12 protein-coding genes are annotated in these 13,178 nt (G+C 44.0%); 4 read left to right on the plus strand and 8 right to left on the minus strand.

Annotated elements, in window-relative coordinates; translation table 11 throughout:
- The first annotated feature begins 67 nt into the window (after positions 1-67).
- Both L3V32_RS14755 and L3V32_RS14760 read left to right on the plus strand, forming a co-directional pair.
- Positions 68-1,213, plus strand: coding sequence for a Na/Pi symporter (locus L3V32_RS14755; protein WP_031780616.1), 1,146 nt, complete (start codon positions 68-70; stop codon positions 1,211-1,213).
- 148 nt (positions 1,214-1,361) lie between these two features.
- On the plus strand, positions 1,362-2,504 hold the full coding sequence (locus tag L3V32_RS14760) for a flavohemoglobin expression-modulating QEGLA motif protein (RefSeq protein WP_237284617.1): 1,143 nt from the start codon (positions 1,362-1,364) through the stop codon (positions 2,502-2,504).
- A gap of 71 nt (positions 2,505-2,575) precedes the next feature.
- Here L3V32_RS14760 and L3V32_RS14765 read toward each other — a convergent pair whose 3' ends face one another.
- The 5 genes from L3V32_RS14765 to rppH all read right to left on the minus strand — a co-directional run bounded on the left by L3V32_RS14765 (position 2,576) and on the right by rppH (position 7,914).
- On the minus strand, positions 2,576-3,427 hold the full coding sequence (locus L3V32_RS14765; RefSeq protein ID WP_005381947.1) for a thymidylate synthase: 852 nt from the start codon (positions 3,425-3,427) through the stop codon (positions 2,576-2,578).
- A 9-nt stretch (positions 3,428-3,436) separates the two neighbouring features.
- Complete coding sequence (gene lgt, locus L3V32_RS14770; protein ID WP_005381948.1) at positions 3,437-4,258, minus strand: prolipoprotein diacylglyceryl transferase; 822 nt, start codon at positions 4,256-4,258, stop codon at positions 3,437-3,439.
- An 87-nt stretch (positions 4,259-4,345) separates the two neighbouring features.
- Positions 4,346-5,137 (minus strand): sulfite exporter TauE/SafE family protein, encoded by a 792-nt coding sequence (locus L3V32_RS14775; protein ID WP_237284618.1) that lies wholly within the window; start codon positions 5,135-5,137, stop codon positions 4,346-4,348.
- Positions 5,138-5,143: 6 nt separating this feature from the next.
- Complete coding sequence (gene ptsP / locus L3V32_RS14780; protein ID WP_047009107.1) at positions 5,144-7,390, minus strand: phosphoenolpyruvate--protein phosphotransferase; 2,247 nt, start codon at positions 7,388-7,390, stop codon at positions 5,144-5,146.
- 2 nt (positions 7,391-7,392) lie between these two features.
- Positions 7,393-7,914 (minus strand): RNA pyrophosphohydrolase, encoded by a 522-nt coding sequence (rppH, locus tag L3V32_RS14785; protein ID WP_005381953.1) that lies wholly within the window; start codon positions 7,912-7,914, stop codon positions 7,393-7,395.
- Positions 7,915-8,533: 619 nt separating this feature from the next.
- On the opposite strand from rppH, the gene mutH reads away from it, so the two are divergent.
- Positions 8,534-9,214: a DNA mismatch repair endonuclease MutH gene (mutH, locus tag L3V32_RS14790; RefSeq protein WP_047009106.1), complete on the plus strand. Its 681-nt coding sequence runs from the start codon at positions 8,534-8,536 to the stop codon at positions 9,212-9,214.
- Between the two features lie 15 nt (positions 9,215-9,229).
- Here the strand turns inward: mutH and L3V32_RS14795 are convergent, their stop codons facing one another.
- Positions 9,230-9,541 carry a DUF6482 family protein gene (locus L3V32_RS14795; RefSeq protein WP_005397320.1) on the minus strand — a complete coding sequence of 104 codons (312 nt, stop codon included), beginning with the start codon at positions 9,539-9,541 and terminating at the stop codon, positions 9,230-9,232.
- 154 nt (positions 9,542-9,695) lie between these two features.
- Here L3V32_RS14795 and L3V32_RS14800 point away from each other — a divergent pair, with 154 nt between their 5' ends.
- Positions 9,696-10,730, plus strand: coding sequence for an NADP(H)-dependent aldo-keto reductase (locus L3V32_RS14800; RefSeq protein WP_053808599.1), 1,035 nt, complete (start codon positions 9,696-9,698; stop codon positions 10,728-10,730).
- 134 nt (positions 10,731-10,864) lie between these two features.
- On the opposite strand, the gene L3V32_RS14805 is transcribed toward L3V32_RS14800, so the two are convergent.
- Both L3V32_RS14805 and vpsR read right to left on the minus strand, forming a co-directional pair.
- A complete protein-coding gene (locus tag L3V32_RS14805) occupies positions 10,865-11,116 on the minus strand; it encodes a hypothetical protein (RefSeq protein ID WP_005397324.1) in 252 nt (83 codons plus the stop codon).
- 524 nt (positions 11,117-11,640) lie between these two features.
- A complete protein-coding gene (vpsR, locus tag L3V32_RS14810) occupies positions 11,641-12,975 on the minus strand; it encodes a cyclic-di-GMP-binding transcriptional regulator VpsR (protein WP_046873964.1) in 1,335 nt (444 codons plus the stop codon).
- Between the last annotated feature and the right edge of the window lie 203 nt (positions 12,976-13,178).

The following is a 13,178-nucleotide window of genomic DNA, read 5'->3' on the forward strand; positions in this document are numbered from 1 at the left end:
CTAACATCGCCCGCAGTTTCAACTACAGACCGAAAAATGAACTGAAAGGTCAACGGAGAAAATTATGATGAACCAAGCTACTTCAACAGTGGCGCCAATTTCGAGCACTGCTCGTTGGTTACGCTGGGCTAACTTGGCATTCATGTTGTATCTGCTTCTTCTAGCAGTATCTATGGTTGGTAGTGGCTTCAAATGGGCAACTGGCGATCAAGCTAAGGTGCTATTTGAGTTTGCCGCTCACCCTGTTGCAGGTCTAATGATCGGCTTGGTGGCAACAGCCTTAATTCAGTCCTCAAGTACTGTAACGTCTATTATTGTAGGTTTGGTTGCAGGTGGCTTACCAGTAGAAACCGCGATTCCAATGGTGATGGGTGCCAATATTGGTACCACAGTGACCAATACGCTTGTTTCTCTTGGTCACGTACGTTGTAAAGAAGAGTTCAAACGTGCATTTGCAAGCGCAACTATTCACGACTTCTTCAACTTACTTGCTGTTGCTATTTTCCTTCCGTTGGAAATGATGTTCGGCATTTTAGAGAAAGTTTCTCATTGGCTTGTTTCTCCACTACTTGCTACTGGCGATATGAGCATTAAAGGCTTCAACTTCATTAAGCCAATAACAAAACCAGTTGTGGGTGCAATCAAAGAGCCACTTTCAACATTCGGTGATACTGTTGGTGGCATCATGCTTATCGTTTTGGGTATTGCGACAATCTTCGTTGCAATTACGGTAATGGGTAAGCTAATGAAGAGCCTAATGGTTGGCCGCGCACGTGAAATTTTGAAAAACGCGATTGGTCGTGGCCCTATTCACGGTATTGTATCGGGTTCAATCGTGACTGTGTTGGTACAATCTTCATCAACAACAACTAGCTTGATGGTTCCACTTGTGGGTACAGGCGTTCTTAAAGTTCGTGATATTTACCCATTCACGCTAGGTGCAAACATTGGTACTTGTATTACGGCGCTACTAGCAGCAACAGCCGTATCGGGTGAGTTTGCGGTATTCGCGCTTCAAATCGCTCTGGTACACCTAGTATTTAATATCATGGCAACGCTGTTTATCTTTGGTATTCCGTTCCTACGTGAAATTCCAGTGAAAGGCGCTGAGATGATTTCTGAAATGGCTATCAAGAACAAAGCTGTTGTCGGTGGCTACCTAATGTCTGTATTCGTTATTTTACCAGGCGCGATCTTAGCCCTAACGACATAACAATAACTTACATACCATCGCTTATTGTTTAGGCTCCACATTGTGGGGCCTTTTTTGCGTTAATGACGCTGTTCAAATTCGTTGTCTGGTGATAATTTGAGCCATACCAGCATACTTATGCTGGGCTACCTCATTTGGAGTCGACAACATGACGCAGCTTAATGGCACTATTTCTGATCAGCTACTCGCAATAGACGAAAACCTAACTCAACTGGTTGCTGATATTGATATCCTCAGTAGCGTGAATCCTCTCAATTATGCTCAGGAAAGAGAGCGCTTTATTAAGAACAAATACTCTCAAGAGCCTAACTTCCAATACTCAACCACCAATCTAGATACTCACAGCGCAAAACGACGTCTGTATGAACTGCCTTTAGAAAATATTCAAGACACCCAATTACAAAAGCTGTACGCGGATGTGATTCAGTCTTACGCAGATAAATTGGATCAAGTGAATACTATCGGTACACAAGAGTTTCTTTATAACTCCTTGCGCTATTACGGAGAGCCGAGCGCCAAAGATATTGCCAACGCCCATTTCATTTTACACCTTCCCACGGAAGAAGAGAGCAAACCGCAGCATGATAGCCGCGCGATAGCACACTTCATGCAAAACTTTGCTCAACGTAATGGATATGAGTGTGAAATACAGGTGTTGGATGGGATGTTAGCAAACGCACTCGTTTCGGGGTCTCGAGTCAAAATTAACCACGCAGCATACATCACGACCGATGAGTTAGAGGCTCTCGCACATCATGAAATGGGTGTACACCTTCTTACTACGCTTAACGGTCGTCAACAACCGCTAAAGGTCCTGAGCTTAGGGTGCCCAGCTAATACAAACCCCCAAGAAGGGCTGGCTATATTGTGTGAATATCTGTCAGGACATTTCAGTATCAAACGCCTAAGAACCTTAGCCTTACGAGTCCTGGCGGTAGAGTCGATGATCAAGGATCGCGATTTCCGCCATACGTTCATGCTATTAAAAGAACAGTATAAAACGTCTGACCTTCAAGCATTTACAACGACTGCTCGTGTGTATCGAGGAGGCGGTTTGACGAAGGATTACTTGTACCTCAGAGGGTTCCGAGAGGTGCTCAATGCCTACGATAAACTGGGCAATGACTTTTCATTGTTGCTATGTGGGAAAACAGAACTGAAGTATTTTGAGCTTATCCGCTCATTAGTGAGCAAACAAATATTCACCCAACCCAAGTTTATTAGCCCGGCACTGTCTGCACCGATGCAGACCAACCCTATTCACCGCTATATTGTCAGTGCACTCAAGTAATATCTTCAAAGTACGAAAAAGCAAAAAAGCTCCATTCGGAGCTTTTTTCATATCTTGAAGAACAATACTGGTTACACTGAGAATGGGTAACGAATAGGGTCGTGATGCTCGTATCCTTCAACCCAAAAATCATCCAGTGTGACCCATGTTTCCAGATCTTCTAGAGACTTAATCTCTGGATTGATGTGGAACGTCGGCGCTTTTAATGGTTCACGTTTCAACTGAACATCACGCATCAGTTCAAGCTGATCTTCATAAATGTGCGCATTCACAATCTTATGAAATGCCTGACCAGGTTTCTTGCCCGTGATTTGCGCCATGATCGCCAAGAACACGTAAACTTGAACCATATTGAAGTTTAAGCCAAGCGGTACATCACACGAACGCTGAGTACTGTTCAGGTAAAGCGTATCATCCAGCAATGAAAAATGGTGGCTATACATGCAAGGACGCAAGCACCCCATGTGGAATTCACCCGGGTTGTAGAAGTTCAAGATTTCACCGCGATCATCAACACCACGCGTTAAGTCATCCACTATCTTGCGTAATTGATCAACATGCCCGCCATCAGGCTTCGCCCATGCGCGCCCTTGGACACCGTAGACACGGCCCATGTCGTCTTCGCCCTTACGATATGGATTATTTAACCAAGCATCATTTAGGTTGGCATTGGCATCCCAGGTTTTCGTGCCCAGCTTACGAAAATCTTCCGCATTATCGTAACCACGAATATACCCTAGTAGCTCTGCAACGGCCGCTTTCCAAAAACTTTTACGTGTGGTTACCAACGGAAATTGATTGTTCGCAACATCGTAGGTTAAATCCGCGTTGATTACGGTCAGGCAACGCTTGCCTGTACGCTCATTTTCAACCCAAACACCTTGGTCAACGATGCGTTGACACAAATCTAAATACTGTTTCACACCAATACCTTACTTCGTCTTTTGTGGTAACTCGTCTTTGTAATGACCACGTTTGTATGCCCAAACCATCATTAGGACACCGATAACCACCATTGGCAGGGATAAAATCTGTCCCATGGAAATAAAGCCACCGAATAAACCCAAATGAGCGTCTGGTTCGCGCACGTACTCAACTAGGAAGCGGAATGTACCATATCCAGCTAAAAATAGCCCTGAAACAGAACCTAGAGGACGAGGTTTCTTGATGAACCAATTCAAGATGAAGAAAAGTACGATACCTTCAAGCGCCATTTCATAAAGCTGCGATGGATGACGTGGCAGTGGACCACCATTTGGGAAAACGATCGCCCAAGGCACATCCGTTACTCGGCCCCACAATTCGCTGTTCATGAAGTTACCTAAACGCCCCATACCCAAACCAAATGGCACAAGCGGCGCGATAAAGTCGGCAACACCGAAGAAAGTTCGCCCGTTTTTGTGTGCATACCAGAACATCGCGGTAATCACACCCAGTAAGCCCCCGTGGAAAGACATACCACCGGTCCACACTTTAAACAGATACAAAGGATCAGCCAGGAAGAGCTCAAAATTGTAGAAAAGCACGTAGCCAACACGGCCACCAATCACCACGCCAAGGAAGCCTGCGAACAACAAATCAGAAACCTGTTCTCGTGTCCAACCACTTCCCGGCTTATCCGCACGTCGGTTCGCCAACCATAGGGCGAACATAAAGCCCACAAGGTACATCAAACCGTACCAACGAACCGAAACAGGACCAATAGAGATTAAAACCGGATCAATATTGGGAAATTCAATATATCCCTGAGACATAAATCATTCTCTTCTTATCACAACAAAATAAATATACCCAAGTAACCTCTAGATGCTTGGTTCAGCGAGAATGACTTGGGTACAAACTTAGAGCAGCATGGTCGCTGCTACAAACATTAAGAACACCGCGAATATCTTTTTTAATACCGCAGTTGGAAGGTTAGTTGCCAGCTTTGCGCCCACTTTTGTTGTGAGCATCGAGGCCATGGCAATCGCTAATAAAGCGGGAAGATAAACATAGCCAATACTGTATGAAGGTAAGCCTTCCACTTTATAGCCATGTAAGATGAAACCGATCATACCAGAAATAGCAATCACGCAACCACAAACGGAAGATGAACCTACCGCTTTACGCATTTCTATCCCGTGTTTATTTAAAAATGGGACCGACAGTGAACCACCACCAATACCAGCAAGGCTTGATACGACGCCAATCCCCGTGCCATACGCAACGGTCACCGGGCTGCTCGGCATAGGTTTACTGCTCGTAACTTTAATGGAACGGAACATTTGTACTGACAGGCAAAGAACAATGATACCAAATACTTTCGGCAAGTAGTGCGTAGGGATCCACTCAGCAATATTGGCACCGACAAAACCACCTATAACCACACCTGGCATCAACCATTTTACGACGAACATATCGACATTGCCGAGCTTAAGGTGATTCATCGCCGATGAGCCTGACGTGACAATAATACTCGCTAACGAAGTGGCTAGGGCCATGTGCATACTCATTTCTGGAGAGATTCCAGCAAGAGGAAGCAAATACAACAAGGCAGGAACAACAATCAAACCACCACCGATACCGAGTAACCCCGCCATCACACCCACAAAAGCGCCTAGCGCCAACAATAACAAAAATAAAGAGACGGTCACGATTTCCTACTTTTTACCTGCACGGATAAAGCCCGCAAAGCCCTGTTGAATGAAGAAGTCATGCATCATTTGATGAATGTCCTCCCCGTAGGACTTTGTCATTGCTTGCTCCGCTAATTTTTCTAATTCTTCTTGTTGGCTATGACGAATCAAATATTTCACCTTAGCCACGTTGGAGGTGTTCATACTCAAACTGGTATACCCTAACCCAAGTAAGAGAAGAGCGCCAAATGGGTCACCAGCTAACTCACCACAAATACACACTGGCACCTGATACTTATCGCACACGTCATGGATTTGCTTAAGCGCTAACAGTACCGCAGGATGCATAGATTCATAGACATCCGCGACGCGCGAATTGTTCCTATCAACTGCTAATAAATACTGGGTTAAATCGTTTGTCCCGACAGAAACAAAATCAACACGGTGAGCAATCGTTGGCAATAAATACACCATTGATGGCACTTCGATCATGACCCCAACTTGTGGGAACTGAATTCTATCATCAAGCAACACGGCTTCGCTGTGGGCTTGATTAATCAAGCTAATGGCATCGTCTAGCTCTTTTACGCCAGACACCATTGGCAACAAAATACTTAAGTTACCGCTTTCTGCACTCGCCCTTAACATTGCACGCAGCTGGATCAAGAAAATATCTGGGTGATCTAATGTAAAACGAATGCCACGCCAGCCTAGAAACGGATTATCTTCTTCGATCGGCAAATATGGCAAAGGTTTGTCACCACCAATATCCAAAGTGCGCATCACCACTCGTTGATTCGGATAACTGTTGAGTATCGCTTGGTATTGATGATACTGCTCATCTTCTGACGGAAAGTGATGCTGAAGTAAAAATGCAATCTCAGTTCGGTACAACCCAACTCCATCAACACCTGTATTGATGGCAATATTACTGTCTGCACTGAGCCCCGCATTGAGCATAATTTCGATGTGGTGATTGTCTTGCGTAACCGCTGGGAGTGCTAGGTCCTTGTTTACCATTGCAAACAATTCTGACTCTTCACTCACTAAGCTGCGATACTCTCGCAATAATTGACGGTTTGGCTCTAAGAAGATCTCACCCGTATAACCATCCACTATCCCGAGTTTGCCATTGACCACATCCGGGTTAATGTTGGCGCCCATGACAGCGGGAACTCCAAGTGCGCGAGACAAAATAGCCGCATGAGAGTTCGCGCCACCTTCTAGTGACACGACGGCTAACAAAAATTCTTTAGGTACAGACGCGAGCAAGGTGGCTGTGAGTTCATTCGCCACCAAAATAATGGGACGATCAATTGCAGAATTTTCTTGCTCACTGTTGTGCAGAAAATAGAGCAGCCTTTGCCCTAACTCTCGGATATCTTGCGCTCTTTCACGCATGTATACATCCGACATTCTGGCAAATCGATTCGAGTATGATTCTACAACTTGGCGTAACGCCCAGTCTGCCCTATCTCCTTTTTCAATCTGCTTCTTCAAATCACCGCGAAGCATCGGATCATTCAGTAAGTGAGTAAACAGATCGAAGATCGCCAGCGCATCTTTGTTGATTTCACTGTCCAGTTTTTTCCGCATACGGCGAAAGTCATTTAACGCTCGCTCTATCGCCACCAGCAATGTCTCGTGCTCACGTTCTTTATCTAACGTGGACGAAGGGAAAACATCCGATAAACTCGGCTGGGTATTGTCGAACCAAAACTCTCCAATCGCGACACCAGTAGATGCAGGCAAACCTTTTAATACCGTGGGTTTAGATGCCAACTGCCAATGCCCAAGATTCTGCGCATGCGCAATAAGCACTGCTAGCTGAGCGGACAACGTGACAAGAAAAGACTCTTCCATTTCACTGAACAAGCGAGGTGTTTTTTGCTGGATCACCAACACACCTAAAACTTGTTTGCGATGAATGATTGGAGTGGCTAAAAAGGAGTGGTAAATCTGTTCACCGAGTTGAGGGAAGAATTTAAACTCGGGATGTTTTGAGGCTTCGGCAAGGTTGAGTGGCTCTGCGCTTCGTTTAACCAACCCAACCAAGCCTTCATTGAAGTTGATATGAATACTATCACCTTCAAAAATAAGGCCTTGAGTTGCCATTAACTCAAGGCGCTGCATTTCTTCATTAGCAAGATAGATAGTACAGCACTCAGTGCGAAGGGCAGCACAAGTCTCTTTCACCAATATATCGAGTGCCAGATGCACATCATCGACCCTGGAGACTTTCTCAACTATTTCCCTTAGCTGACTGAGCATGATTATCCTCTACGTTGCTTTTTTCTTTTCCCTTTCGCTTTTCTCTCTCGAAAAGGCATGGCTAAGGATGCAAACTCTTTCATCGCTCGTCGATAAACATCTCGCTTGAAAGAAACAACTTGCCTAACTGGATACCAGTAACTCACCCAGCGCCAACCATCAAATTCAGGGGATTTTCCGCGTTGCATATTAATACGAGATTCATCGCATTCTAATCTCAGCAGAAACCATTTCTGTTTTTGGCCGATACAAACAGGCTTGGAGTCCCAACGCACCAATCGCTTTGGTAGCTTATATCTTAACCAATGACGACTTGTTGCAATGATCTTAACGTCTTTTTTCGTTAAACCGACTTCTTCGTATAACTCCCTGAACATGGCTTGTTCAGGGGTTTCACCTTCGTCAATCCCACCTTGTGGAAATTGCCATGAGTGTTGCCCGTATCGTTTAGCCCAGAAGACCTGACCATGGTTATTACATATCACAATACCAACATTAAGTCGGTAACCATCGCCATCTATCACTGGCTAACCTCTATGAATAAATTTTTTATTACCGTGATTTTTCCACATATCCCCATTACTAGCAAACTTACTGATGTGATATGAGCAAGATTTATTACCTTTTCACCATGTTTGGATATCTTTTAATCAAATCATACCTTATCAACACAAGAGTGAGACATTGCCCACATTTATTCACCTTTTCTGTGAATAACTTTGTGAAGAATTCAATTCAAATGAGTAATTCAGTTCAATCCCATCAAAAGCAAAACAAATAAAGAAACAAGAAAATAAACATAAAACATTGACATAAAAGTATTTATTTTTAAAAATAACGATAAATCGATCTTCAGTTTCTTGATGATCTTTTCACCAAACCCAGATCGGTCAAAGATCCACCAATAGGCTATTTATCCACACTCACCTGCTATTCGTTTAGATGATTACAACAAAATCAACCCCAAAAATGCATTTTAACCCCTGTTTATTCATACAGACCCCGTCAGGATCTTACCAATACCTCCTCCATCTGTGGATAAGTTATGAATTGATCGTTCTTACACCGCCTCGGTGAAATCTTAAACAGTAGATTTGGCCGGAGTTTGATAAACTATATTTTTTGTAATACCACCTTGTGACTATGAAACCAGAACCACAAACAGAAGCAGAGCTATTGGAACGCGCTCATGATATGGCAGGACTTAGCTTTGCAGAGCTGGCCGCCGAGGCGAATATGATTGTTCCTGAAAACTTAAAACGTGATAAAGGTTGGGTGGGTCAATTACTCGAATGGCATTTGGGCGCTCCGGCTGGCAGTAAACCTCAACAAGATTTCGCAAAACTAGGGATCGAGTTGAAAAGTATTCCGATCAGTTACTCTGGCAAACCTTTAGAAACAACCTTTGTTTCTGTGGCTCCCCTCACTGGTGTTCATGGTCTTACATGGGAAACAAGTCATGTTCGAAACAAGCTATCTCGTGTGCTTTGGGTACCAGTGGAAGGGGAACGAGAAATTCCACTTGCAGAAAGACGTGTTGGTAGCCCACTGATTTGGTCACCAGACGACGAAGAAGAGCGTATTTTACGAAACGACTGGGAAGAGCTAATGGAGATGATCGTCTTGGGGAAATTTGATCAAATTTCCGCCAGACACGGAGAAGCGCTACATCTTCGCCCTAAAGCTGCGAATGCAAAAGCCCTCACCGAAGCATATAGCTCAAATGGCAAGCCGATAAAAACTCTGCCCCGAGGTTTTTACCTCAGAACACAGTTTACTGAGCAGATCTTACTCAAGCACTACATCAGCACGCCATCTGAGTAATGTTGTTTCCACCATTTAGTGCGTCACGAGCGATAACTCGATATCACAGTACGAGGCTGCCTCTTCAGTGCCACATTCGTCATACGCATTGTGCAGCCTTAAGTACGCTTTATCTACCCCTAACCTCAGCAGCTCTTCTTTCACCAAATCTAGCGAACCGAAATGTATCGGATCTTCACCGTCTTTAATCGGCTCAAGTTGATGCTTGTACTCCACTGCTAGCAAATAGTCAGAGACATCAGAACACCCAATCACAAATACTTTGGGAGTTTTATAAGTATCTTTATGGGGACCGTGTAACCACATGTCCAATTGATGCTTCTGCATAACGTACCTCCTTCACACGATCATTTAAGTGTAGTTAGGCTATGTATAGCTTTCGAGTTTGGTCTTCCTTTATACGTAAATCATTTGCGATAGCGGTTAAAAATCCCCTATATTGGAATCACTTATTTAGTCGGTAACTCTTCAAGGACGTGATATGCAATACACAAAACTACCGCACTCATCACTTGAGATCAGTAAAATCTGCCTCGGAACCATGACGTTTGGCGAGCAAAATACAGAAAAGGACGCCTTTGAACAGCTCGACTTTGCCCTTGATCATGGGGTGAATTTCATTGATACCGCAGAGATGTACCCTGTACCTCCCAAAGCGGAAACCCAAGGACTCACCGAGCAATACATCGGGAATTGGTTAGCAAAGAGCGGCAAACGTGAAAAAGTTGTGCTGGCAACAAAAGTGGCTGGCCCTCGCGGTGTCCCTCACATCCGAGACAACATGAGCCTTAATCGTCGCCACATCCATACAGCAATTGATGACAGCCTTAACCGCCTGCAAACGGATTATGTCGATTTATACCAATTACATTGGCCTCAACGCCAAACTAACTGCTTTGGTCAACTCAACTACCCTTACCCAGACAAACAAGAAGAAGTCACATTAATTGAAACCTTGGAAGCGCTGACTGAGCTAGTGAATGCAGGCAAAGTACGCTACATCGGTGTATCAAACGAAACGCCATGGGGTGTGATGTCATTACTGCGTTTAGCCGAAAAGCATGATTTGCCACGCATTGTCTCGATTCAAAACCCATATAACTTATTGAACCGCAGCTTCGAAGTGGGCTTGTCTGAAATCAGCCACTATGAAGGTGTCCAGCTACTGGCCTACTCTCCTTTGGCATTTGGCTGCCTGAGTGGTAAATACCTAAACGGGGCAAAACCTGAAGGCGCTCGATGCACGAAGTGGGAGCGTTTTGCGCGCTACTTCACTCCACAAGGTGTTAAAGCGACCGAAGCTTACGTCAATTTAGCTCAAGAGCATGGTTTGGATCCTGCACAAATGGCACTCGCATTTGTCAATCAGCGCCCATTTGTAGCATCTAATATTATCGGCGCGACCAACCTCAACCAATTAAAAGCCAACATCGACAGTATCGATCTAAAACTAAGCGATGAGCTCCTTACTGAGATTCAAGCAATTGGTACAACCTACTCGAATCCTTGCCCTTAAAAGTAAAGCTCCCCTCAAACGAAAACAGCTGACCTTCAAGGTCAGCTGTTTAACAAATGAAGTATGACTTCATATCGCACGTTAAGCGTGTTGAATGACTCGATAGCAACTCAGTCAGTCCAACACGCTAACGATTACGTCATTATTCGCGACGTTAAAACTCGACGAAGGTGACGAACTCGACGTTCAACTTTTACTGCATCCGGAACATTGGCGCGTGTGGAACGACCATCGCTATCTAAACCAATATCTCTCAATAAATGAACATTCGTCCATGGAACATCATGAGCAGTGCGACGTATGGTTCGCTGCCATTGCTTTTCTTCGCGTTTAAGGTCTGCTTTCAATAGCAAAGTTGCCAGTTGTAGGTAAATAGAGTGACGCATAATATTTTCTCCGATTATCGATGTATTCGACTGGGAAAAATAGTGCGTAAAATGAACAGAGGTGTTCTGTTGATACTAAGCCGCTACTTTTCCGCAGCCTAGTAATAAAATAGGTTACGGATTAATTTTTATCTTGTGAGCCAGTGGTATTGGTATCATCCGACTTAAGAGTCATCGGAGCGATAGGCATACGATCAGCGCAAGCAGTGGTGTTAACAACGTAATGTTTCATCTTGCGCCTCCTAGCTAAAAATTAATCCGTTTATGAAAGGTATAACTCATTGAGTTACGGTTAAATTGTAAGCTTTGATGAATATATATCAAACATTTTTTGTCTTTTTGATTAAAAACAAATCAATACACCACAATTCAGTTTCATATACTTTTCTATATAACATATTCACCTAGGGAATATATGAAATTACAGATTTTATAAATCAAACTGAATACAAAACAAAAGGAGCGGCTTTGTAGCCGCTCCTTCACTGATATTCATTCACCAATTTAACTTCAGAAAGAACAAATTACATGGCTTGATCGGAAATCAAATTATGTTTGTTCAGTAGTCGATACATGGTCGCGCGTGAAACACCAAGCTCCTTCGCCGCATTCGAAACTTGACCAGAATGAGATTCCAAAACAACCAGTAACGCGTCACGCTCACTCTTCTCACGAATCGATTTCAAACTACGCTTTGAGTCATTACGCTGAGGCAAATCTAGGTGATGCTCTTCAATCATTACACTGTCAGACATCAGAACCGCTCGTTTCACTTGGTTCATCAATTCACGTACGTTACCTGGCCAGAAATAACGTGTCAGTGCCTTGAGTGCATCCTCAGAAAAGCTTTTTGCTTGCGAGTTATACTCTTTAGAAAACTCTTGTAAGTAGTAGCGCGCTAACAAAGAAATATCGCTCGCTCGCTCTTTTAAGCTCGGGACATTAATGCGTAATACGTTAATGTAGTGATAAAGCTCTTCATTAAAATCTCCGTCAATCAAGGCTTTTTCTACATCTGACGAGTTAGCCGCAAGGATGCGCACATTGACCGCTTTTACACCATCTTTGGTATCAATGGTGCCTTCTTGCAAGAATCTCAGCAGATTCATTTGCTGTTCTTTTGAGATAGTAAGAATGTCATTAAACAGCACCGTACCGCCATCCGCTTGTTCGAGCATACATGCTTCCATATCTTCATCGGCGTTAATGCCAAACACTTCCGCTTGGAAACGTTGCTCATTGAGTGCGCGACAGTTAATTGCCATAAACGGTTTATGAGAGCGTGAAGAGACTTTGTGGATAGCGCGAGCAACCGCTTCTTTACCTGTACCACTTTCCCCAGAAATCAGAATACTGACGTCCGTCGGACCGATTCGCTTTACTTGATCACGTAAACGCTTCATCGGGATAGATTCACCGATCAGCCCCATGTCTAAGCTGCTACCAAAACTAGGCCAAACTTTTTTCTCCAACTTGAGCATACCAAGCTGGTGACCAATCGTGCTTAAAAGTTGGGCATCCGGGATTGGCGCAGTGAAAAAGTCGATACAAAAGTTAACAATGAACTGGCATATGGTGTCGGTGCCAAGCTGAGATTCACGAATAAACGCTAACCAACGCACGTGTTTGTGAGAACTGACTAAGTTCGCCAAACCGTTCAAGCTGAATTCGTCATGGCTGAGATCGACAATACCGATACATGGACCAATATCCTCTAACAACGTATTAGCTTTGCGTAAGTCACCCACTTGGTGACACTTCCAGCCCACTTGCTCAAGTACTGATAACCAAGGCTCATAAGTACCGCCAACTACCACAAGCGATCCCGGGATGGAATCCATCTTAAACTGCCCAGCCATTCTCTAACCCTTTTTCATTGTTAATAGAAATTTTGCGCCACAAACCTATCTTTGCGAGCGGGTAACATTATCGAGACTCCGCGCCCCCACGTCTGTCTCAGTATTAAGACTATGCAATAGATTGAGATTTGGCGAATGTTTATTTGCATATCCTATTAAAAAGCAAATGCAACAACTTGAACTTATTTAACTAAAAGGCATAA

Source organism: Vibrio sp. J2-4 (genome assembly GCF_021728155.1).
GTDB classification, from domain to species: Bacteria; Pseudomonadota; Gammaproteobacteria; order Enterobacterales; family Vibrionaceae; genus Vibrio; species Vibrio diabolicus.